The 20,779-nt window shown below is 74.3% G+C and carries 20 protein-coding genes; 3 read left to right on the forward strand and 17 right to left on the reverse strand.

From position 1 onward, the window contains the following. The 11 genes from E1300_RS53590 to E1300_RS34755 form a co-directional block, all read right to left on the reverse strand. The coding region (locus tag E1300_RS53590; protein ID WP_442316427.1) for an amino acid kinase family protein at positions 1-360 on the reverse strand (360 nt) is incomplete at its 3' end. Continuing rightward, entirely contained in the window at positions 360-1,394 is a 1,035-nt protein-coding gene (argC, locus tag E1300_RS34715; protein ID WP_131761348.1) for an N-acetyl-gamma-glutamyl-phosphate reductase, read from the reverse strand. The genes E1300_RS53590 and argC, both read right to left, overlap by 1 nt. Next, positions 1,391-2,338 carry a lysine biosynthesis protein LysX gene (gene lysX, locus E1300_RS34720; protein ID WP_242619572.1) on the reverse strand — a complete coding sequence of 316 codons (948 nt, stop codon included), beginning with the start codon at positions 2,336-2,338 and terminating at the stop codon, positions 1,391-1,393. Before lysX ends, argC begins: the two co-directional genes overlap by 4 nt. Then, positions 2,335-2,502, reverse strand: coding sequence for a lysine biosynthesis protein LysW (lysW, locus tag E1300_RS34725; RefSeq protein WP_131761349.1), 168 nt, complete (start codon positions 2,500-2,502; stop codon positions 2,335-2,337). Before lysW ends, lysX begins: the two co-directional genes overlap by 4 nt. Further along, positions 2,477-3,505 (reverse strand): transketolase family protein, encoded by a 1,029-nt coding sequence (locus E1300_RS34730; RefSeq protein ID WP_131761350.1) that lies wholly within the window; start codon positions 3,503-3,505, stop codon positions 2,477-2,479. Before E1300_RS34730 ends, lysW begins: the two co-directional genes overlap by 26 nt. Next, positions 3,502-4,380 (reverse strand): transketolase, encoded by an 879-nt coding sequence (locus tag E1300_RS34735; RefSeq protein WP_131761351.1) that lies wholly within the window; start codon positions 4,378-4,380, stop codon positions 3,502-3,504. Before E1300_RS34735 ends, E1300_RS34730 begins: the two co-directional genes overlap by 4 nt. Continuing rightward, positions 4,380-5,228: a family 3 encapsulin nanocompartment shell protein gene (locus tag E1300_RS34740; protein ID WP_131761352.1), complete on the reverse strand. Its 849-nt coding sequence runs from the start codon at positions 5,226-5,228 to the stop codon at positions 4,380-4,382. Before E1300_RS34740 ends, E1300_RS34735 begins: the two co-directional genes overlap by 1 nt. 3 nt (positions 5,229-5,231) lie before the next feature. Then, complete coding sequence (locus tag E1300_RS51835) at positions 5,232-6,005, reverse strand: SDR family NAD(P)-dependent oxidoreductase (RefSeq protein ID WP_207400120.1); 774 nt, start codon at positions 6,003-6,005, stop codon at positions 5,232-5,234. A 1-nt stretch (position 6,006) separates the two neighbouring features. Then, positions 6,007-6,888, reverse strand: a complete 882-nt coding sequence (locus E1300_RS51840; protein ID WP_242619574.1) for a sulfotransferase — start codon at positions 6,886-6,888, stop codon at positions 6,007-6,009. A gap of 153 nt (positions 6,889-7,041) precedes the next feature. Beyond that, the gene (locus tag E1300_RS34750; protein ID WP_131761353.1) at positions 7,042-8,124 is read right to left on the reverse strand and encodes a ketoacyl-ACP synthase III family protein; all 1,083 of its coding nucleotides are present in this window, start codon (positions 8,122-8,124) and stop codon (positions 7,042-7,044) included. A gap of 181 nt (positions 8,125-8,305) precedes the next feature. Next, positions 8,306-9,757: an MFS transporter gene (locus E1300_RS34755; RefSeq protein ID WP_131761354.1), complete on the reverse strand. Its 1,452-nt coding sequence runs from the start codon at positions 9,755-9,757 to the stop codon at positions 8,306-8,308. Between the two features lie 222 nt (positions 9,758-9,979). On the opposite strand from E1300_RS34755, the gene E1300_RS34760 reads away from it, so the two are divergent. Then, the gene (locus E1300_RS34760) at positions 9,980-11,620 is read left to right on the forward strand and encodes an AMP-binding protein (protein ID WP_131761355.1); all 1,641 of its coding nucleotides are present in this window, start codon (positions 9,980-9,982) and stop codon (positions 11,618-11,620) included. Between the two features lies 1 nt (position 11,621). On the opposite strand, the gene asnB is transcribed toward E1300_RS34760, so the two are convergent. From asnB to E1300_RS34780, 4 genes are read right to left on the reverse strand one after another with little or no spacing between them, the layout of a single operon-like run. After that, a complete protein-coding gene (gene asnB, locus E1300_RS34765) occupies positions 11,622-13,442 on the reverse strand; it encodes an asparagine synthase (glutamine-hydrolyzing) (protein WP_131761356.1) in 1,821 nt (606 codons plus the stop codon). A gap of 49 nt (positions 13,443-13,491) precedes the next feature. Beyond that, positions 13,492-14,289: an alpha/beta hydrolase gene (locus tag E1300_RS34770; protein ID WP_131761357.1), complete on the reverse strand. Its 798-nt coding sequence runs from the start codon at positions 14,287-14,289 to the stop codon at positions 13,492-13,494. A gap of 12 nt (positions 14,290-14,301) precedes the next feature. Beyond that, positions 14,302-15,876, reverse strand: coding sequence for an amino acid adenylation domain-containing protein (locus E1300_RS34775; protein WP_131761358.1), 1,575 nt, complete (start codon positions 15,874-15,876; stop codon positions 14,302-14,304). Further along, positions 15,873-17,063 (reverse strand): acyl-CoA dehydrogenase family protein, encoded by a 1,191-nt coding sequence (locus E1300_RS34780; RefSeq protein ID WP_131761359.1) that lies wholly within the window; start codon positions 17,061-17,063, stop codon positions 15,873-15,875. The genes E1300_RS34775 and E1300_RS34780 overlap by 4 nt, the downstream gene beginning before the upstream one ends. A gap of 422 nt (positions 17,064-17,485) precedes the next feature. Here E1300_RS34780 and E1300_RS34785 point away from each other — a divergent pair, with 422 nt between their 5' ends. Both E1300_RS34785 and E1300_RS34790 read left to right on the forward strand, forming a co-directional pair. After that, positions 17,486-17,770: an acyl carrier protein gene (locus E1300_RS34785; RefSeq protein WP_131761360.1), complete on the forward strand. Its 285-nt coding sequence runs from the start codon at positions 17,486-17,488 to the stop codon at positions 17,768-17,770. Positions 17,771-17,780: 10 nt separating this feature from the next. Continuing rightward, positions 17,781-19,136, forward strand: coding sequence for a TrpB-like pyridoxal phosphate-dependent enzyme (locus E1300_RS34790; protein WP_242619573.1), 1,356 nt, complete (start codon positions 17,781-17,783; stop codon positions 19,134-19,136). A gap of 39 nt (positions 19,137-19,175) precedes the next feature. On the opposite strand, the gene E1300_RS34795 is transcribed toward E1300_RS34790, so the two are convergent. Together E1300_RS34795 and E1300_RS34800 are read right to left on the reverse strand one after the other, a co-directional pair. Further along, positions 19,176-20,072, reverse strand: a complete 897-nt coding sequence (locus E1300_RS34795) for a hypothetical protein (RefSeq protein WP_131761362.1) — start codon at positions 20,070-20,072, stop codon at positions 19,176-19,178. A gap of 194 nt (positions 20,073-20,266) precedes the next feature. Further along, positions 20,267-20,779: helix-turn-helix domain-containing protein (locus tag E1300_RS34800; RefSeq protein WP_131761363.1), on the reverse strand; the 513-nt coding region annotated here is incomplete at its 5' end.

Here is a 20,779-nt window from a genome sequence, read left to right on the forward strand (position 1 = left end):
GAGGTGACCGCCGTCGTCACCGTCGTCAGCGTCGCGGTCGAGCTGGTCCTCGGGATGGCGGTCGCGCTGGTGATGCACCGGACGCTCGTCGGCCGCGGCGAGCGCGCGCAGCAGCCGCGGCTTGACCCGTCCGGTGAGGGCGAGGGTCACCGCGTCGAGCATGGCCGGGTCGGTGTGCCGGCTGGTGACGCCGCTGGGCGACACGAGGGTGCGGGCGGGCACGCCGAGCTCGCGGGCCAGCCGGTCGATGTCGGGACCGCCGCCGTGCACGAGGACGGCCCGCCCGGCGAGGCCGGCGAGGTCCGCGCACACCGCCTCGGCGGGGACCGCGCCGCCGCACTTCACCACGACGACGCCCATCAGATCGGGTGCAGGCCGGGGAAGCCCAGGCCCAGGGTCTCCGGCTGCCCGGTGCGGATGTTGAGGCACTGGACCGCGGCGCCCGCGCCGCCTTTGACGAGGTTGTCCAGCGCGGCGATCGCGGTGATCCGGTCGCCGTCCGCCGCGAAGCCGACGTCGCAGTAGTTGGAGCCCGACAGCAGCTTGGGGTCGGGCAGCCGGTGCGCGCCCGCGCGGTGCACGACGATCCGGACGAACGGCTCGGCCCGGTAGCGGTCGCGGTAGGCCCGGCGGAGCGCCTTCTCGCCGACCGTGCCGGCAGCGCCGGCCGCGCCGGTGGCGCCGGTCGCGTGGCAGACGACCTGGACCCCGCGCACCGCCTCGACGCCGGTGGCGGTCATCCGCGCGTTCAGCCCGGTCAGCCGGGACACCTCGGCCTCGTGCCGGTGCCGCACGGGCGCGAAGACCCGCATGGCGCCGCTGCGCTCGGCGTGCAGGTTCGCGTCCCCGGCGAGCGCCCCCGACCCGCTCGACCCGGTGCGGGCGTCGATCTGCACGTCCGGCCCGATCAGCCCGGCCAGGGGGCGGAGCGCGAGGACCGCGGCGGTGGCCATGCACCCCGGCACGCTGATCAGGTCGGCCCCGGCCAGCTCGGCGCGGAAGTACTCGGGGATCCCGGGGACGAACGCGCCCAGCAGCTCGGGCGCGGTGTGCGAGACGCCGTAGTACCGCTCGTAAACCGCGGGGTCGGGCAGCCGGAAGTCGCCCGACAGGTCGATGACCGTCCGGGCGTGCCGCCTCGCCTCGGGCAGCAGGGCCATGGTGGCGCGGTGCGGGGTGGCCGTCATCAGCACGTCGCAGCCGGCGAGGTCGTCCGGCGCGCTGAACAGCAGGTCGGTCTGGGCCCGCAGGTTGGGGTGGACGGAGTCGACGCGCCGGCCCGGGAAGCGGGTGGAGACCGCCTGGGCGACCTCCGTCCCCGGATGCCCGAGCAGCAGCCGCAGCAGCTCGCCGCCCAGATACCCGGCGGCGCCCATGACGCAGACCCGGATCACTCCGTCTCCCCGCGCCCGCCGGGTAACCGGCCCTCGTGCGACGCGCCGGTCTCGTGCGAGCCGGTCTCGTGTGACGCGCCCGCCTCCGTTTGCGCCGCGACCTTCAGGACGTGGGAGACGATCGCGTCGGCCACGTCCACGGCGCCGCCGTGCGCGTCCTGGAGGCCGCGGAACTCGACGGCGTGGTTGACCTCCAGGACGAGCGGCCCATCGGGCCCCTCGACCAGGTCGACGCCCAGCACCCCGCCGCCGACCGCGCGGGCGGCCTCGCGGGCGGGCCCGGTCAGCTCCGGGGTCAGCGGGCACGGCTCCGAGCGCGCGCCTAGCGCCGCGTTGGTGCGCCAACCGTCGCCGTACCGGTACGCCGCACCGACCACCTCGTCCCCCGCCACGATCACCCGCACATCGCGGCCCGGCTTGTCGACGAGCTCCTGGAGGTAGACGATGTGCTGCTGCGGCGAGGGCAGGGCCGCCCGGTGCTCCAGGACGGTCTCGGCGCCCGCCCGGTCGCGGACCGCCGCCACCAGCCGTCCCCAGGAGCCCGTCAGCGGTTTGACCACGACGGGGAAGCCGAGCCGCTCGGCGGCCTCGGCGCCCTCCTCGGGCGTGAGCGCGACCGCCGTCCGCGGGACGGGCACCCCGGCGCGCGCCAGCGCCAGCGAGGTGCGCACCTTGTCGCCGCAGACGGAGATCACGCAGGACCGGTTGACCGTCGGGACGCCGCGCGCCTCCAGCAGCAGCGACGCGTAGAGGCCGCGGCTGTAGGAGACGTCCCGGTTCAGCGCCGCCGCGTACGGGGGGCCGTCCCCGCCGGGCGCGCCCAGCTCGGCGCTGAAGCGGCGGGTGTCGACGTGTTCGTACGGCACCCCGCGACGCTCCAGGGCGGCGAAGACGCGCTTCTCCTCGTAGCGCACCCTGGAGGCCAGCACGGCCACCGGCGTCACTCTCCCCAGTCCTCCTCGATCTCCGGGGCGAGGGAGAGCGCCACCGGGTCGAGCCCGACCACCTCCAGCTCGCTGGAGCAGTCGGCGCACTGGGTGATCTCGCTGAGCCGCACCGGCTCGGCGAGCTCGACCGGGCCCTCACACTCGGGACAGGTCAGGGTCATCGGTGCCACCTCCAGGGGTTCCGCTGATCAGGTTCAGGGCCGCCGCGACGATGGCGCCGGACGTGATGCCGTACCAGCCGAGCAGGTCGTCCTGGCCGCCCACGCGCTCGGCGAACGCGGCCGGCATGCCGATCCGGGCGACCCGGGCGGGCGCGCGCTCGGCGAGCGTCTCGGCGACGGCGCCGCCGAGGCCGCCGGAGCGCCAGTGCTCCTCGACCGTGACGACGCCCGCGGTCCCGGCGGCCGCGGCGACGACGGCGTCCGCGTCCAGCGGGCGCAGCGTGTGGAGGTTGAGCACGGCGGCCCGCACGCCGTGCGCCGCCAGCAGGTCCGCGGCCCGCAGCGCGGCCAGCACGGGATGCGGCCCGCCGGCGATGAGCGCCACGTCCCCCGGCGGACGCAGCCACTGCGCCCGGCCGATCTCGAACGGCTCCCCCGCGGACGGCCCGGTCCCGGCCGCGCGGGCGTCCAGGTCCGGGGTGGCGGAGCGGCCGAGCCGGATGTAGACGGGGCCGGGCAGCCCCACGCTCTGCCGGACCGCCTCCCCCGCCTGCCGCGCGTCGCCCGGGACGACCACGGTGAAGCCGGGCAGCATCCGCATGATCGCCAGATCCTCCAGCGCGTGGTGGGTCGGGCCGAGGTGCCCCGCGGCCAGCCCGCCGTGGGTCGCGACGATCCGCACGGGGAGCGCGGGATACGCGATGTCGATCTTGACGGCCTCCAGCGCCCGGGTGGTGGCGAAGGTGGCCATCGTGGTGACGAACGGGATCTTCCCGCTGGCGGCCAGGCCCGCGGCCGTGCCCATCAGGTTGTGCTCGGCGATGCCGAGGTTGAGGTACCGGTCCGGGACGCCGGCGAACGCGGCGCGGTCGAACAGGCCGGTGTCGCTGTCGAGGCAGTACAGCCGGTCGTCGGCGCGCATCAGCGCGGGCAGCAGGTCGCGGTAGGCCTCCCGGGCGGACGGCGGCGCGGCCGTGCCCGCGCCGTCCCGCGCGTCCGTCACGGGGCCGCCCTCCTGCGCCGGGCGCGCAGCACCGCCAGGGACCGCTCGGCCTGCCGCTCGCTCAGCCTCGCGTAGTGGCCGCGGACCTTGCCCTCGACCGACGGCAGCCCCCGTCCCTTGACGGTGCGCGCGATGACCACGACCGGCCGCTCCCGCCCGGCCCTGCCCGCCTCGGGGGCGCCGTCCGTCTCGGCTTGGGTGAGGGCCCGGTGCAGCGCGCCGAGGTCGTGGCCGTCCACCTCGCGGACCGTCCAGCCGAAGGCGCGCCAGCGGTCCGCCAGCGGCTCCAGGCCGATCGCGTCCTCGGTCGGGCCGGTGATCTGGAGGGCGTTGCGGTCGACGACGGCCGTCAGGTTGCCCAGCCCGAGCGCGGCGGACGCCATGGCCGCCTCCCAGACCGACCCCTCCTGGAGCTCGCCGTCGCCCAGCACGGTGAAGCAGCGGCGGTCCCGGCGGGCGAGGGCGAACCCGTTGGTGAGCGCGAGCCCGTGGCCGAGCGAGCCGGTGGGCATCTCCACGCCCGGCACGGCGCGGACCGGATGGCCCATCAGCCTGCCGCCCGGACGGGCGTACCCCGCGAGCTCCGCGACCGGGAAGAAGCCCCGCTCGGCCAGCACCGCGTACAGGCAGATCGCGCCGTGGCCCTTGCTGAGGACGAGGATGTCGCGGTCCGGCGCGGCCGGGCGGCGCGGGTCGATCCGCATCACCGCGAAGTACAGGACGGTGAGGATCTCGACGAGCGACATCGACCCGCCGAGGTGGCCGCCCTCGGGCCCGGCGCACATGCCCACGATGTGCTCGCGCACCCGGTGGGCGACGGCCGGCAGGTCCGCCGCCGGCGGATCCCCCGGCGCGCCCGGCGCCCTCCCGGCCATCAGCGCCGGCCCGGCAGCGCGGTGGTGACGAAGTGCCCCGGCAGGTGGACGGCGAGCCCCTCGCGGATCTCGGCGACCAGCGTGCCGCCGTCCAGGCGGATCGTCGAGGAGCGGCGGTCCAGCAGGGTCGCCGCTGCGGTGAAGTCGCCGACCAGGGCCGTGCCCGGGGGCACCATGCGGGTGCGGCTGACCTTGACGCCCTGGACGGCGAGCCGTTCCAGGAAGGCGCCGTCCGCGACCAGCGGCCACCAGTCGTCGGGGTGCATGACGATCCCGTCGGCCGAGCCGCCGTACCACTCGCACAGCGCCGCCGTCGCCAGCAGCGCCTCGGCGGCGGATGCGTCCGCGGCGCCGTCCGCGCCGCCGTCGGGGCGGCGGCGCAGGCCCGGTGAGCGCAGCAGGCCGCGGATCGGGCCGGTCCCGTTGAGCAGGACGTCGTTCTCGACCGTGCCGAGCCGGACGAGCAGGCGGTAGTCCACGAACGCGGCGAGCGCGGCCGGGTCGGCGAGGATCTCCCGCGGCACCGGGACCGAGGCGCGGATCGTCTGCGTCTTCACCGTGGCGGCGCCCACCTCGAACTCCCACTCGGGGGCGGCGGCGTCCGGCGCGGTGTTCTCGGCGCGCTCGGTGAAGACGGTGACCTCGTCGGCGCCGACGACGGCCTTGCGGAGCAGGTGCCGCACGGTGAGGCGGGGGCGGCGCTTCGCCGGGGGGAACAGGTCGCTGATGGAGGCCCGCAGCTCGACCGACGCGCCCGGCCCGTGCCTGGCGTGGGCGAGGGCGAACTCCTCGCCGGGGCTGCGCCGGGCCAGCTCCGGGTCGTCCAGCATCATGCGCACGTCGGTCACGGATCACACTCCCAGGGAACGGCCGCCGTCGACGACCTGGACGGTGCCGGTGACGAAGCTCGCGCGGGCGCTGAGCAGGAACACCCCGGCGGCGGCGACCTCCTCCGGGCGGGCGACGCGGCCGAGCGGGATGCCCGCCTCCCGCGCGACGCGCGCGGTCTCCGCCTCGGCGTCGCCGGTGAGCTCGGAGAGCAGCGCGTCCGTCGCGGTGTACCCGGGGGCGAGGACGTTGGCGGTGATGTCCCCGGGGCCCAATTCGTGGACGAGGGTCTTGGCGTACCCGACGAGCCCAGAGCGCGCGATGCCCGACAGCGCGAACCGGGGGATGAGGTCGCGGATCGTCTCGCTGGTGACCATCAGGATCCGCCCCCAGCCCGCCGCGCGCAGGTGCGGCAGCGCCGCCTGGACGAGCCCGATGTGGGCGATCATGCCGAGCTCGACGGCGGCGCGGTAGTCGTCCGGCCCGAACGCGCCGGTGGGCCCGCCGGGCGGGCCGGCGCCGTTGGTGACCACGATGTGCGCCGCGCCGTGCTCGGCGGCGGTGTCGTCGACCCAGGCGCGGGCCGCCCCGGTGTCGCGGATGTCCAGCGCGCGGGTGCCGACGTCCGCGCCCAGCTCCGCGCGGACGGCGTCGCGGGCCTTGGCCAGCCGCGCGGGGTCGCGTCCCGCGATCGACACCGCGGCGCCCTCGCGGACGAGGTCGCGGGCGATCGCGAGCCCGATGCCCGCGGAGCCGCCCGCGACCAGCGCCACCTTCCCGTCCAGTCCGAGATCCACGTCAGGCCCTCCTGCCGTAGCCGTACCGGCGCAGCAGCGGGAGCGCCAGCAGCGTGGCGGCGGACCGCTGGCGGCGGGGCAGCGCCCCGTGCCACCCGCGGTCCTCCGCGATGACGGTCCGGCCGCGCCCGAACCGGTTGGGGTTGCCGGTGACCGTGTGGTTCCCGCCGAGTTCGACCGTTCCATCGGCCGCCACGGGATTCGGCCCCGCGTGCCCGGCCAGCGCGAGGATGCGGCCGACGACGGCACGCGGGTCGCGAACGAGGGCCTCGTACCGGACGCGCAGCGCGTCGGCCGGGTGCGCGCGGCCGACGGCCTCGGCCGCCAGGTTGAAGCCGGTCCAGTGCAGCGTGCTGTTCAGCGCCGAGCGGTACCCGGTGTAGTCCTTGGGGCGCAGCCAGGACCAGGCGACCGCGCGCGGGTCGCGGACCAGGTGGACGTAGCGGCCCTCGATCCCGGGCAGCGCCGACAGCAGCGCGGCGTCCGAGGCGAACTTGGAGCTGTCGACGATGACCTCCGCGCCGGAGACGCGGGCGATGGCGCGGTAGGCGGCGGCGAGCGTCCCGGGCCAGCCGTTGCGCGGCGGGTCCCGCAGCACCTTCCAGGTGTGCCTGGTCCGGTACGCCTCCTGCCACGCGACGACGTCGGCGGCGTGCTCGCCGAGCGTCCGGCCGGGCGGGCGGACCTCCTCCAGCACCTCGGACCAGAACGGGCACTCCCGGTGGTTCGCGCCGCATCCGCACCGGCCGTTGCTGCCCGTGCCGAGGACCCCGTTCCGCCACAGGAAACGTAACTCGCCGACGTGGACGACGCCCGGGGTCTCGGCGAGGGTGTTGCCGAGCATCGTGCTCCCGCTGCGGCACCATCCGGTGATGTAAAGCACCTTCAACGGCAACCACACCCTTGGGGTACCGGCGCGAGTCGGTCAGCCAACATAAAAACATGATCTTGCGCAAATCGGAACCATCAAGATGAGAACAGGATTGATCGGTTCCTTTGTGACGTCGTGCCATGGGCGCCGCGCGGCGGAACCGCGTCAGGCGGCCCAGTCCGGGATTTCGGTGATCTCGGCGGCGGCGCACGTCCACGCGAATCCGGCGCCGATCCCGACCAGCAGCACCCGGTCCCCCGGCGCCACCTCTCCGGTCTCGACCAGGTGGGTCAGGCCGGTGAGCTGGTCGGCCGCGCCGACATGGCCGGTGCGGCGGCCCCAGTCCCAGGTGGTGCGCTCGACGTCCAGGCCGAGGGGCTCGGCGTACCGGGTCCGCAGGACGTGCAGGCCGACGTTCGGGAAGACGAACCGCGCGACGTCGCCGAGCTTGAGCCCGGCTTCGTCGAGCGCCCGCCCGACGGCCTCGCTCAGGCCGGATGCGGTCCGCCCCGCCACGCCTCCGGCGAGCCGTTTCGCGACGGGGGCGAACGCGTCGCGGCGGGAGCGCACGTCCACGGTGCGGCCGGGCGCCGGGGCGAACGGCTCGTCACCGCGGTACATGCCCTCCAGCGCGGTGTCCGCGACCGTCGCGACGGACAGCAGCCGGGCGAACCCGGTCCGGCCGATCAGCGCCGCGGCCGCGCCGTCCCCGTAGACGATGCCGCGCACGTCGCCGCGCCAGCGGTCGAAGCCCGGGTCCGCGAACCGGTCGGCGGTCGTGACCAGCGCGGACGCGCGGGACGCGTCGGCGGCGAGGTAGGAGGCGGCCAGCTCCAGCGCGCCCATGGCCCCGGCGCACATCTGCTGGACGTCCAGCGCGGGCGCGTGCCGGCCGGCGTCGCCGAGGACCTCGCGGTGGACGTAGGACGCCGCCGGCCAGTAGTCGACGCCCTGGAACCAGGCCGAGGCGTGCAGGAGCAGCGCCACGTCGGACGGCCGCGCACGCGCCCGGCCGAGCGCCGAGCGCGCCGCGGCGGCGGCCATCTCGGGCGGCGCCTCGGCCGCGGCGACGGTGACGGAGACGTACGCGTCGGCCCGCCGGTCGGCCGGGTCGTAGCGGCCGCCGGCGACCGCGCCGTCCACGTCCACCGCGTCCGGGAGCCGGTGGGCGAGCCCGGCGAGGAACAGGCCGTCGCAGCGCATGCGGACCTCCGGGAGGTCGGTGGTGCCGTCGGACAGATCACACATTATGTTGATCTTCATCGCGGGGCGAGGACCGTTCCCGCATCGGCGGTGAATTGGTCGGTTCGGCGCGACTTCCCGCACGGTCGGGCTATTTTCATACAGGGTGAATATCCCTTTTCGGGGTACCCGAATTCGGCCCGCTCGACGATGCGCTACTGGGCGATGGCGTCTTCGAGCCGCGCGTTCAGAGGTGCGATCCGGTGCTTTCCTCACCGGCGGCGCGGCGGCGGAAGGCGACCAGCGCCATCGCGAGCATCGCGACGGTGAAGGCCAGGCCCGCGGTGAACGCGCCGCGCATGCCTTCCACCCGCGAGGCCCCGTGCGCGGCTCCGCGCGCGGCGGCGTGGTCGACGGTGACCAGCACGGCGACGCCCAGCGACGCGCCGATCTGCTGCATGCTCTGGAGCAGCGCCGAGGCCGCGCCGGACTCCCCCGGCGGGACCGACGCCATCGCCACGAACGTCGCCGCCACCGCGACGAGGCCGGTGCCCGCGCCGAACAGCAGCACCGGCCCGAGGATCATCGCCAGGTAGGAGCTGTCCGGGGAGACGCGCGTGAGCCACGCCATCCCCACGACGCACAGCGCGGCGCCCGCCGCCATGACGGGCTGCGGGCCGTACCGGCGCAGCAGCCGGGGCACCGCCCGGCTGGCGGTGATGAGCGCGAGCGTCGTCGGCAGGAAGCCGAACCCCGTCGCCAGCGGCCCGTACCCGAGGACGACCTGCACGTAGAGGGTGAGGAAGAACAGCATGCCGCTCATCGCGGAGGTGAGGAGCAGCCGCATCAGGAACGCCCCCACGCGGTCGCGGTCGCCGAACAGCCGCAGCGGCATGATGGGCTGCCGGGCGCGCGACTCGACGGCCGGGAACAGCGCGAGCAGCGCCGCGGCGCCGCAGAACGCGCCGACCGTCCGGCTCTCGTGCCAGCCGCGCTCGGCCGCGCGGATGAAGCCGTACACCAGCAGGGTCGAGCCGAGCGTGCAGGCGAGCGCCCCGGCGATGTCGAAGCGCCCCTCCCGGCCCGGGGACTCGCGCAGGACCCGCGGCGCCAGCGCGACGATCGCGACCCCGACCGGCACGTTGACGAACAGGACGGCGCGCCAGGACGCCCAGGCGGTGAGCAGCCCGCCGAGCACCAGCCCGGCCACCATGCCCGCGTTCCCGGCGACCGAGAACACGACGAGCGCGCGGCTCCTGCGCGGCCCGTCCGGGAAGGTCGTGGCGATCAGCGCGAGCGATCCGGGTCCGGCGAGCGCGGCGCCGGCGCCCTGCGCGGCCCTGGCCGCCAGCAGCCAGCCCGGCGTGGCCGCGAGGCCCCCGGCCAGCGAGGCGGCGGTGAACACGGCGACGCCCGCGGCGAACACGCGGCGGTGGCCGAGCAGGTCGCCGGCCCGTCCGCCGAGGAGGAGCAGGCCGCCGAAGGCGAGGGTGTAGGCGTTGACGACCCAGGACAGCCCGGCGTCGGTGAAGCCGAGGCCGCGCTGGACGCTGGGCAGCGCGATGTTCACGATGGACGCGTCCACGACGAGCACGAGCTGGCAGCCGGCGAGGAGGGCGAGCGCCGGCCCGGTGCCCGCGCCACCCCCGCCCTCACCTGCGGGCGCGGCGCGGCGGTCGGGCGGGCTCGCAGACGGCATGGGGGCCTCACGCTGCCGGACGCGACCGGCGGCGCCGCCGCGGCGGTCTGGACAGAACGGATAAGATCATGGATCTTCACCGCAGGGCAGGCTTATCACGATACGAGTGTCGTCGGCCATCTCCGGTCACCCCGCGCGACCGCGCGCGGGACCGGCGCGGGTCCTGGCCGGCGGCGCCGGGCATCGACCGCGTTGCTTCCTGAACGGGACTGGAGAGCGGACATGACCGACATCTCTGCGAGCTACCGCGAGAGCGGCTGGTGGCGGGACGCGACCTTCCTCGACGATCTGCGGCGGCACGCGCGCGACACGCCGCGGAAGGCGGCGGTGGTGACGCGGCGCATGCGCGACGGGCGGACGCACCGGCTCGACTACGCGGAGCTGGCCGCGGCCTCCGACCGGTGCGCCGGCACCCTCGTCGAGCTCGGGCTGCGGCCCGGGGACGTCCTCGCGGCCCAGCTCACCGACAGGTGGGAGCTCGCGGCCCTCACGCTCGGCTGCATCCGCGCCGGGGTCGTGTACTGCCCGCTCATGAAGACGTACCGGCGCCGGGAGCTGGACGTCATGCTGCGCGTCACCGAGGCCCGCGTCCTCATCACCATGGCCGAGGACAACGGCGACCGGCTGGGCGAGCTGGGCGCGGAGTTCGCCGCCGAACTGCCGTCCTTGGAGCGGGTGTTCGTCGCGGACGGCGAGGGGCCCGAAGGCACGCACGCGTTCGAGTCGTTCTTCTTCGGGACGCCCTGGGAGGAGCGGCACGGCCACGTCCTCGACGAGCGCGAACTCGGTCCCGACGACCCCTACCTCGTGCTGTTCACGTCGGGCACGACGAGCGAGCCGAAGGGGGTGCTGCACAGCCAGAACACGCTGTACGCGGCCGTCCGCGGCGAGGCGGACGCCTTCGGCCTCGACGACGGGCTCGTCATGTACACCACCGCGCTCTACACCCACTACACCGGCGTGGTGCAGGGCATGCTGATGCCGCTGGCGCTCGGCGGCACCATGGTGTTCCAGGACTCCAAGGACCCCGGCGACGCCCTCGACCTCATGGCGTCCCACGGGGTCACGTTCTTCTACTGCGCGCCGTTCTACCTGCTCAGCCTGTTCGAGGCCCAGCGGTCGGCCCCGCGGGCCCTGCCGCGGCTGACCTGGCTGGTCAGCGGGTCCGCCCCGATACCGCCGTACTTCATCGGCGAGACCAGGGACGTCTTCGGGCTCCGGCTGTTCTCGCTCTGGGGCATGACGGAGAACGGGCCGGCGACGATCACCCGGCCGGACGATCCGGAGGACTGGGCCGCGCACAGCGACGGCAGCCCCATCGCCGACACCGAGCTGCGGATCGATCCGGTGGCGGACCGGGCCGACGGCGAGGGCGTGCTGTGGATCCGGGGGCCGACGCAGTGCCTCGGCTACTACCGCCGGGACGACCTGTACGCGGCCGACCTCGACGAGGACGGGTGGTTCAACACCGGCGACCTGGCCCGTCCCGACGGGCGCGGGGGCATCCGCATCACCGGCCGGGCCAAGGACATGATCCTGCGCAACGCGAACATCGCTCCGGTCACCGACCTGGAGGCGATCATCGGCCGGCATCCCGCCGTGGCCGACGTCGCGGTCATCGGCCTGCGCGACGAGCGCGAGGACGAGACGATCTGCGCGGTCGTGACGCCCACCGGTCCGGGCACGCCGGTGAGCCTGGACGACCTCCACCGGGCCCTGGACGCCGCCGGGATGACCCGGGCGTACTGGCCGCAGCGCCTCGAACTGGTCACGGACCTGCCCAAGACCGCCACAGGGAAGATCCGGAAGTCCGAGCTGCGGGAGCGCTACGCGTCCGAACCCGCGCCTCCGCCGCGGCGGTGAGTCACGACACGACGCGCACCCGCGTGAGCCACCTGTTCAGTTCGAGGAGGTAGGAGAGGCCGATCGCGGACGTCCGGGCCGTGATGGGGCCGGGCAGCGCGTCCAGGCCGGACGTGACCGCCGTCCGGACCTTCTCGCGGTCCATGAGGTCGAAGAGCGGGGCGTTCGGCTCCCCGAGCAGGTCCAGGACCAGGTCCCTCATCGTCGCAAGATATCCGGGGTCCCGGCTGGCCGGGTAGGCGCTCTTCGGCCTGTTGACGATCTCGTCCGGCAGCAGGTCCGCGGACGCCCGGCGCAGCAGCGCCTTCTCCGTGCCGCCGCTCGCCTTCACCCCCGCCGGGACGTTGAACAGGTACTCGGCGAGCCTGTGGTCGGCGAACGGGACCCGCACCTCCAGCCCGACGGCCATGCTCATCCGGTCCTTCCGGTCGAGGAGCGCGCCGAGCCAGCGCGTGAGGCCGAGGTAGAAGACCTCCCGCTCCCTGCGCCTGCCGGCGTCCTCGCCATCCAGGTGCGGGACCTCGGCCAGCGCCTGCCGGTAGCGGTCGGCCTCGTACTCCTCCGGCCGGATCTCGCGCCGTACCTCCTCGCGGAGGAGCGACTCGGGCTGGCGCCTCCCGTACATCCACGGGAACAACGTGTGCCCGATGTACCGTGGGTCGACCTGCCAGGTGTAGCCGCCGAACATCTCGTCGGCGGACTCCCCCGACAGCGCCACCGTGCACTGCTCACGGACCGTCCGGAACAGGTGGTAGATCGAGGTGTCCAGGTCACCCCAGCCGGGGAGGTCCCGCGCCTCCAGGCCGCGCTCGACGCCCTCGACGAGGCTGTCCGCGCTGACCTCCACCACGGAGTGCTTGAGGCCGAGCCGTTCGGCGACCAGCTTCGCGTACGGCTCGTCGGGGCTCGGCCGCCACAGGTCGCTTCCCGGCCGGGCGGGCGCCGGGACGCTCACCGAGTAGCTCGTCAGCTCCTCGAACTCCCGGGCGGCCAGGGCCGTGATGACGCTGGAGTCGATGCCTCCGGAGAGCAGCGTGCCGACCGGCACGTCGGCGACGACCTGGCGCTGGACGATGTCCGTGAGGAGGGCGCGGACCTCCTCCGCGGTGGTGGCGAAGTCCTGGGTGTGGGGCCTGGCCTCCACCTGCCAGTAGCGCTCCTCCCGGAGCCCGGAGGCGTCGGCGACGAGGCGGCATCCCGGCCGCAGCTCGCGCATCCCCCGGTAGACGGCGTGGCCGGGCGTCCTGGCCCGCGGGACGGCCGTCAGCTCGGCGATCCCTTCGAGGTCCACCTCGGCCGCCATCCCCGGATGAGCCAGCAGCGCCTTCGGCTCCGAGCCGAACACGATCCCGCCGTCCAGTGGGGCGTAGTAGAGCGGTTTGATCCCGAGCCGGTCCCGCGCCAGGAGGAGCCGCTGCTCGTGCTCGTCCCAGATCGCGAACGCGTACATGCCGTTGAGGCGTGTGACGAGATCGGGGCCCCATTCCAGATAGGCCGTCAGCAGGACCTCCGTGTCCGACCGGGTGGTGAACGTCCGGCCGGCCGCGCGCAGCCGCTCCCGGAGCTCCTGGAAGTTGTAGATCTCGCCGCTGAACGTGATGGCGACCGGCGCGCCCCGGCGTCCGGTCCGCAGCATCGGCTGCCCGCCGCCCTCGATGTCGATGACGGCGAGCCGCCGATGCCCGAACGCGGCGTGGCGGGAGAGCCAGATGCCCTCGGCGTCCGGTCCCCGCGGGGTCTGCGTGCGCGTCATGGCCGAGACGATGGGGCGCTGCCCCCGCAGGTCCCGGGCCCAGTCGGCCCATCCGGTGATACCGCACATGAGCGTCCTCTTTCTCGTGTCGCGGTGACGCGCGGGTCACCCGGACGGGTCACCCGGAAAGGAGATGGCTCCGCGCGAACGCGAAGACGTCGGGCAGGCCGGCGTTGACGAAGTCCCAGTCGTGCCCGCCGGGGCGTTCCCGGTACTCGTGCGGGACCGCGGCGGCGCGGAGCGCGTCGCGCATCCGCCGGTTCATGGAGACCATCCGCGGGTAGTCGTCCAGGCCGACGTCGAGGTAGATCGAGAGCGGGTGCTCAGGCCTCCGGTTCCGGAGCAGGCGGTACGGGTCGTACCTGCGCCGCACCGCGCTGCCGACCGGTCCCCACACGCGCTCGTGGTCCCGCGTCGTCGGTATCGCGAGGTTCCTGTCGCCGCGCAGGCCGTGATACGGGTCGCCCTCCCGCAGCGGGGCCTCGAACGCGCCGCCGTTGCTGCACACGACCGAGAACCGGTCGCCGTGCAGCAGCGCCTGGTAGAGGGCGGCCGCCCCGCCCATCGAGAACCCGCCGATGCCGCGCCCGTCCCGGCGCGCGACGGTGTTGAAGCGGTCGTCGACATGGCGGACGACCTCGCCGACGAGGTAGTCCTCGTAGCGGCGGCCCCTGGCGTCGTTGATGAACCAGGCGCGCCCGGACTCCGGGAGCACCAGGATGAGGTCACCGGAGTCGACCTCGGCGGCGAGGTCCTCGCACTGGAGCCAGGTGTGCCGGTTGCCGCCGAACCCGTGCAGCAGGTACAGCACCGGGAACGGCCGGCCTACTGGGGAGTAGGTCGGCGGCAGGGCCACGGTCACCGACTTCTTCCGGCCGATCGCCGCGCTCTCCCACGTCTCGGTCAGGACCTTCATCGCCGCGTCCGCTCAGGAGCCGGCAAGGCCGCGCCGATCGATCTTGCCGTTCCCGGTCACCGGGAGCTCGGCGACGACGTGCACGCGCGCCGGGACCATGTAGCGCGGGAGCTCGTCCAGGCAGTGCCGGCGCACCAGCGACACGTCGAGCGGCCGGGCCTCGGGCACCACGTACGCCTCGACGGCCCGCTCGTCGGGCCCGTCGCCGACCGCGACGCAGGCGGCCTCCCGGACGTTGTCCGCGGCCGTCAGGACCGCCTCGATCTCCCCCAGCTCGACACGGTGGCCGCGGACCTTCACCATGTCGTCCTCCCGCCCGCGGAACACGTAGTTCAGATCGCCGTCGACCTGGACAAGGTCACCCGTCCGGTACGCCTTCAGCGGCTCCGCGCCGTCCCGCGGGACCAGCACCGTCTTGGACGCCGTGAGGTCGCCGTCGCCCCAGTACCCGAGCATCACCGAGTCCCCCGCGACGCACAGCTCCCCGGACCGTCCCGGTTCCTCCTCGACCACGCGGCCGTCCTCGTCGAGGAGGAACGTCAGCGCGTACGGGCAGGGACGTCCGATCGGCACGGGTCGGTTGCGCTCCGGCGCGACGTCCGACGCGCGGACGCGGTGGTACACGCACACGTTGGTCTCGGTCGGCCCGTAGAGGTTGTAAAGGCCCGCGTCGGGGACGAGCGCGCGGAGCCGCCGCAGCTGGGCGATCGGGAACGTCTCCCCCGCGAACAGCACCGACCGCAGCGGCGACTCCGCTAGCAGCGGCGCGTTCTTCGCGGCCAGCATCCGGGTCAGCGCGCCCGGGACCGAGTACCACACGGTGACGCGCCGGTCGGCGACGAACCGGTTGAGGGCGCCGCCGAGCCCGACCTGGCTCTCCGGGATCAGCACCACGCAGCCGCCGGCGCGGCACGTCGCGAACAGGTCCAGGACGGACAGGTCGAAGTGGAACGGCGCGTGGCTGGCGACCCGGTCGCCGGGCCCCAGGCCGAACTCGTCGACCGTCCAGTCCACGAACGCGCGGGCGTTCCGGTGCGAGAGCACGACGCCCTTCGGGACGCCGCTGGAACCCGACGTGTGCAGGATGTAGGCCGGGCTGTCGGGATCGACCGACGGTTCGCGCACGCCGTCCGCCGGGGCGGTCGCCACCGCCCGCTCCCAGTCGATGACCGGCCCGGCCGCCGACGAGCCGACGGTCTCGTCCGCGTTCGAACCCACGGAGATGATCCGGCAGGAGGAGTTGTCCCTCAGCCACCCGACGCGGTCGTCCTGGACGATCACGCAGGCGGCCTCGCAGCCCGCGAGGATGCGGCCCGCCCGGTTGAACGGCGCGCTCGGATCGATCGGAACGTAGACCGCGCCCGCCTTCAGGACGGCGTGGACGGCGATCACCGACTCGATCGACTTGGGCAGCCACAGGCCCACCCGGTCGCCCGGGACGACCCCGGCGCCGATGAGCGCGCGGGCCACCGCGGCGCTGCGCCGGTCGAGCTCGCCGTACGTCAGCGCCCCGCCCTCGGACTCGACCGCCGGCGCCTCCGGCCGCTCCCGGGCCCAGCGCCGCAGGTCGTCGCCGAGGCCGCTCACCGCCCGTCCCCGTTCCCCTCGGTGTTCGTCTCAGTGTCCGGCCAGGTGATGCCGAGCCTCCCGGCGATGATCACCCGCTGCATGTCCGAGGTTCCCGAGGAGATCGTCATGCCGAGCGCGTCCCGCAGGTTCCGCTCGACCCGCCCGCCGGTGGTGTAGCCGACGGCCCCGTAGACCTGCATCGCGCTGGTAAGGACGTCCACCGCCGCCTCGCTCGCGTACAGCTTGCCGATCTCGGGGAAGATGCCCGCCTCCGGCCGGTCCAGCTCCGCCGCGGCGCGGTGCAGCAGCAGCCGGGCGGCCTCCCAGCGGATCCGCATGTCGACGATCCTGTTGGCGACCGACTGGAAGTGCCCGATGTGCTTCCCGAACTGGCGCCGCCGGCGGACGAAGCGCAGGCACTCGTCGATCTCGCGGCGCATCACGCCGAGCCACGGCGCCATCAGCAGCGCCCGCTCCCACGCCATCGTCCGCGCGAAGACCGCGCCCCCCTGCCTTTCGGCGCCGAGCCTCCGGGACGCGGGGATCCGGCAGGCGTCCAGCTCGACCTCGCCCCAGCGGGCGGTGCGCAGGCCCATCTTCTCCGCCTGCTCCTTCACCGACACGCCGGCGTCGCCGCGCTCCACGAGGAACGCCGTCACGCCGGTGAATCCCAGGCTCGGGTCCACGGTCGCGTACACGACGAACAGGTCCGCGACCGGCGCGTTCGTGACGTACAGCTTGCGTCCGGTCAGCCGGTAGGAGTCGCCGTCGGGCTCGGCCACGGTCGCCAGCGACAGCGCGTCGGACCCGCTCCCCCGCTCGGTCATCGCGTTGGCCCCGATGAGCCGCCCGGCGGCGAGCCCGGGCAGGTACCTCCGGCGCTGCTCCTCGTCGCCGAACTCCCAGACCGGCACCTCGGCGGCCAGGACGTGCGCGCCCATCGCCATCATCAGGCCGTTGTCGAGGCAGCCGTAGCCGAGGCCCTCCATCGCGCGCGCATAGGCGACGGGATCGCGTCCGGCGCCGCCGTATTCGGGCGGCAGGAGCAGGCCGAGGACGCCATGCTCGGCGCAGGACGTCCAATCGCCGCGGCTGAACACTCCGTCCCGGTCGCGTTCGGCCACGTCTTTGCTCAGGAACTCCTCGCCGAGCCCGCGTAACTCGCGGGACAGTTCGTCCTCGGCACCGTCCCATTCCCACCGCATGGCTCCCCATTCACCGGAACGGCACCTCGCGGGATACCGGGAACCACTCGGTGCCCCCGCCGCGGAAACCCGGCAACGATCATCGGTCGCCGTCCATTGTCCACTACTCCGCCGATCTTGAATAGGGCGAACTTCGGGCAGGTCGGACCCGTCGAGTCGTCCAACCGATGCCTTGCACACCGCAGGCGCTTGTCGTACGGTACGGACCGTCAGGCGGCCGAGGCGGGGACGCCGCGGCCGCGGGCGGCCCGGCCGCCCGGACGGAGCCAGGGCCCCGTGGAGCCGGGGCCGACGACCACGTTGCCGGCACGCGATACGCCGCCTCCGCCGGCGGCCGCGTTTCCTTCGCAGATATCGGTTCTCCCGCCAATCCCTCCCGCCGGCGAATTCCCGGGGCCGCGCGCGCAGACGAGGTGCATGCCATGGATCGTGCCAGCAATCCTGATCTCGCCGCGGAGGTCAAGGACACCCTCATCAAGGTCCTCGAATTAGGCGTCGACCGCGAGCACCTCGACGACCGGACCTCGCTGTACTCCCCCGTCGTGGGGCTGGACTCGCTGAGCCTGCTGCATTTCCTCGTGGCGATCGAGAAGCGGTACGGAATCGAGATCGACGACGAGGACGTGATGGCGGCCAAACTCAGCGACGTGGGCAGCCTTGTTGATCTGATCAGGCGTGTTACCGAAGCGGACGGGGCGGGGCACTAGGATGCACGAGGTGTTCCGCTTGGGCGCGGACCAGGTCCCCACGCACTGGTACAACATCCTCGCGGACCTGCCGGTCGAGGTCCCCGCCCCGCGCCCCGCCCCGCGTCCCGCGCCGCCGGGGAACGGGCGGGAGGGGCCGCTGCGCCCGCAGCTTCCGCTCTCCATGTACAGGCCGAGCGTCGGCACCACCCGCTTCATCGCGATCCCCGAGCCCGTGCGGGCCGAGTACCAGCGCTGGCGGCCGACGCCGCTCTACCGCGCGTCCAGGCTGGAGAAGGCGCTCGACACCCCCGCGCACCTCTACTTCAAGTACGAGGGCACCAGCCCGTCGGGCAGCCACAAGATCAACACCGCGCTGGCCCAGGCGTACTACTACGGCCGGTCCGGCGTCCGGGAGATGGTGACGGGCACCGGCGCCGGCCAGTGGGGCACCGCGCTGTCGATGGCGTGCCACCCGTACGGCATGGCGTGCACCGTCTTCATGGTGCGGTCGAGTCACCGGCAGAAGCCGTACCGGGGCACGCTGATGCGGCTGAACGGCGCCGAGGTCATCGAGAGCCCCAGCGACCGGACGGAGGTCGGCCGCGCCGCCCTGCGCGCCGACCCCGGCTCGCCCGGCAGCCTCGGGATCGCGAACGCCGAGGCGATCGAGTACGCGAACGCCCGCGAGGGCGCCCGGTTCTCGATCGGCAGCGGCGAGAACCACGTCCTGATGCACCAGACGGTCATCGGCGAGGAGGCGCTGCTCCAGATGGAGGCGGCCGGCGAGTTCCCCGACGTCGTGATCGCCGCGATGGGCGCGGGCAGCAACTTCGCCGGGCTGGCGTTCCCCTTCTACCGCGCGGCCTCGTCCGGGAGCACCGGCACGCGGTTCCTCGCGGTCGAGCCCGACGCGTGCCCCAAGATGACCAGGGGCAGCTACCTCATGGACCACACCGACTACTCCGGCGTGACGCCCATGGTGAAGATGTACACGCTGGGGCACACGTTCATGGCGTACCACATCCACGCGGGCGGGCTGCGCTACCACGGCGCCGCGCCGATCGTCAGCGCGATGTACCACCACGGCCTCGTGGAGGCGACGTCCTACGGGCAGACCAAGGTCTTCGAGAGCGGCGCCGCGTTCGCGAGGGCGGAGGGGATCGTCCCGGCCCCCGAGTCGGCCCACGCCGTGGCCGCCGCGATCGACGAGGCGCTGAGGGCCCGCGAGGAGCGGAGCAGCCGGGTCGTCCTGTTCGGGCTCAGCGGCCACGGGCTCCTGGACCTCGGCGCCTACGAGAGCCACCTCTCCGGCGAGACGGTCGACGTCGTCCCGACCGACGAGGAGATCCAGGCCTCCCTGGCTCCCCTGATCGAAGCCCCTTGAACGGACGCCCACGGCACCGGGCCACGCCGTCCGTGCCGGTCAGCACTTCTTCATCTTCTCCGGGGAGACCGGGGCGGCGGCCGTGACGGGCAGGCCGGGCTGGGCCCACAGGAGGTAGACGACTCCGCCGCTGGCACCGGAGTTCGGGGTGGCCAGGCCGTAGTAGCCCGCGTTCGTCCTGAGGCACCAGGCGAGGTCCTTGCCGCTCGAACCGTACCCGCGGAACTTGCTCGCCCACGCGGTCGCCGGGACGGACCGGCACGCGGCGAGCGTCGGACGCCCCGGCCCGGTGAACCGTGCGGCCCGCGCCCCGTTGACCAGGTCCAGCCCCCCGTTGATCGAGAAGGCGCGCGCCCGGACGTCGCCCGCGCGCGACGCGGGAGGGTCGGCCTTCCCGAGGGTGTGCCGGAACACCCGGCCCGTGTCGAGGTCGCGGGTTCCGGCGAGGTCGCCGGCCACCGTCCCGTGCCTGGCGACGCCGTCGCCGCCGGAGGCGTCGGTGACCGTGACCGTCGCGGGCGTGTCCTGCGGAATGACCACCCTGACCTGGCGCTCCCGGACGTAGAGGTCGACCTGCCGGAGCTGCGCGCCGTTCACGCTGACCTTGAGCTCGCGGGCGGTGCCGAGCTCGAACACCGTCGTCTTCCGCTGCCCCTGGATCGTCTGCTCGATCAGCAGCCAGGTCCGGCCGTCCTTCACCTTGTGGTCGATCATGTAGCGGGCGAGGGTGTCCGCGGTGAACAGGCCGAGGTCGACGGCGAGGCCGGGGATCGTCTTCGGCAGCACCTCGGGGAGGACGGTGAACACGACAGGGGCGTAGACCTCGTACGCGTCGGCGATCCGGACGGCCGTGCAGTGCGAGGAGCCGTCGCAGCCCGCGGCGAGACCGGTCGTCAGGACCGCGGACGCGGCCAGGATCGGCAATCGTCGGAACACAGGCGGATCCTTTGCTCGGCATGCCCCGGGCCACTCGTCGAGGTGCTCGGTCCCGGACGCCCGGCACCGCCGGACGCCGCGGGCCGCGGCCACGGCGGTGGCGAACGTCCACCATCCGTCCGGTCCCCTGTCGGCCCCCGTCTTCGTGACGCCAACGTAAGCCGCCGCACCGGACCGGTACGTCGGGTGTTTCCCTACCTTTCGCCCCGGGGGCCGCCCATCAGGGCGCCGAGCTCGGCGCGGGTGCGGATGCCGAGCTTGCGGTAGGCGCGGGCGAGATTGGCCTCCACCGTCTTGACGCTGATGTACAGGTCGGCGGCGATCTCGCGGTTCGTCGCGCCGCCCGCCGCGCGCCGCGCCACCTGCTCCTCGCGCGGGGTCAGCCCCGGCCCGGCGGGACGGCGCAGGCCGAGGCGCGCCAGCTCGGCACGGGTCAGCCCGGCCCACCCCGCCGCGCCGACCTCCTCGAAGAGGGCGAGCGCGCGTTCGAGGCCGTCCCGGGCCGCGCGGCGCCGGTTCGCGCGGCGCTGGACCCGGCCCATCGCCAGCAGCGTCCGGCCCTGCCCCACCGGGAACGGGAGGTGCTCGTAGGCCGCCAGCGCCTCCTCGAACGCGGCGAGGGCGCCGTCCACGTCGCCGCGCGCCGCCTGGCTCGGCATCAGCCCGCGTCCCCCCGGACGCGGGCCCGCGTCCACCCCCGCTCGCCG

It is taken from the genome of Actinomadura fibrosa (assembly GCF_900659615.1).
In the GTDB taxonomy this organism is placed as follows: Bacteria; Actinomycetota; Actinomycetes; order Streptosporangiales; family Streptosporangiaceae; genus Spirillospora; species Spirillospora fibrosa.

What these genes read in the sequence shown, in the direction of transcription:
- lysW (WP_131761349.1), bottom strand. Translation starts at nt 2,502, where the DNA reads ATGACCCTGACCTGTCCCGAGTGTGAGGGCCCGGTCGAGCTCGCCGAG.
- E1300_RS34735 (WP_131761351.1), bottom strand. Translation starts at nt 4,380, where the DNA reads ATGGCCGGGAGGGCGCCGGGCGCGCCGGGGGATCCGCCGGCGGCGGAC.
- E1300_RS34750 (WP_131761353.1), bottom strand. Translation starts at nt 8,124, where the DNA reads ATGTGTGATCTGTCCGACGGCACCACCGACCTCCCGGAGGTCCGCATG.
- E1300_RS34755 (WP_131761354.1), bottom strand. Translation starts at nt 9,757, where the DNA reads ATGCCGTCTGCGAGCCCGCCCGACCGCCGCGCCGCGCCCGCAGGTGAG.
- E1300_RS34760 (WP_131761355.1), top strand. Translation starts at nt 9,980, where the DNA reads ATGACCGACATCTCTGCGAGCTACCGCGAGAGCGGCTGGTGGCGGGAC.
- asnB (WP_131761356.1), bottom strand. Translation starts at nt 13,442, where the DNA reads ATGTGCGGTATCACCGGATGGGCCGACTGGGCCCGGGACCTGCGGGGG.
- E1300_RS34770 (WP_131761357.1), bottom strand. Translation starts at nt 14,289, where the DNA reads ATGAAGGTCCTGACCGAGACGTGGGAGAGCGCGGCGATCGGCCGGAAG.
- E1300_RS34780 (WP_131761359.1), bottom strand. Translation starts at nt 17,063, where the DNA reads ATGCGGTGGGAATGGGACGGTGCCGAGGACGAACTGTCCCGCGAGTTA.
- E1300_RS34785 (WP_131761360.1), top strand. Translation starts at nt 17,486, where the DNA reads ATGGATCGTGCCAGCAATCCTGATCTCGCCGCGGAGGTCAAGGACACC.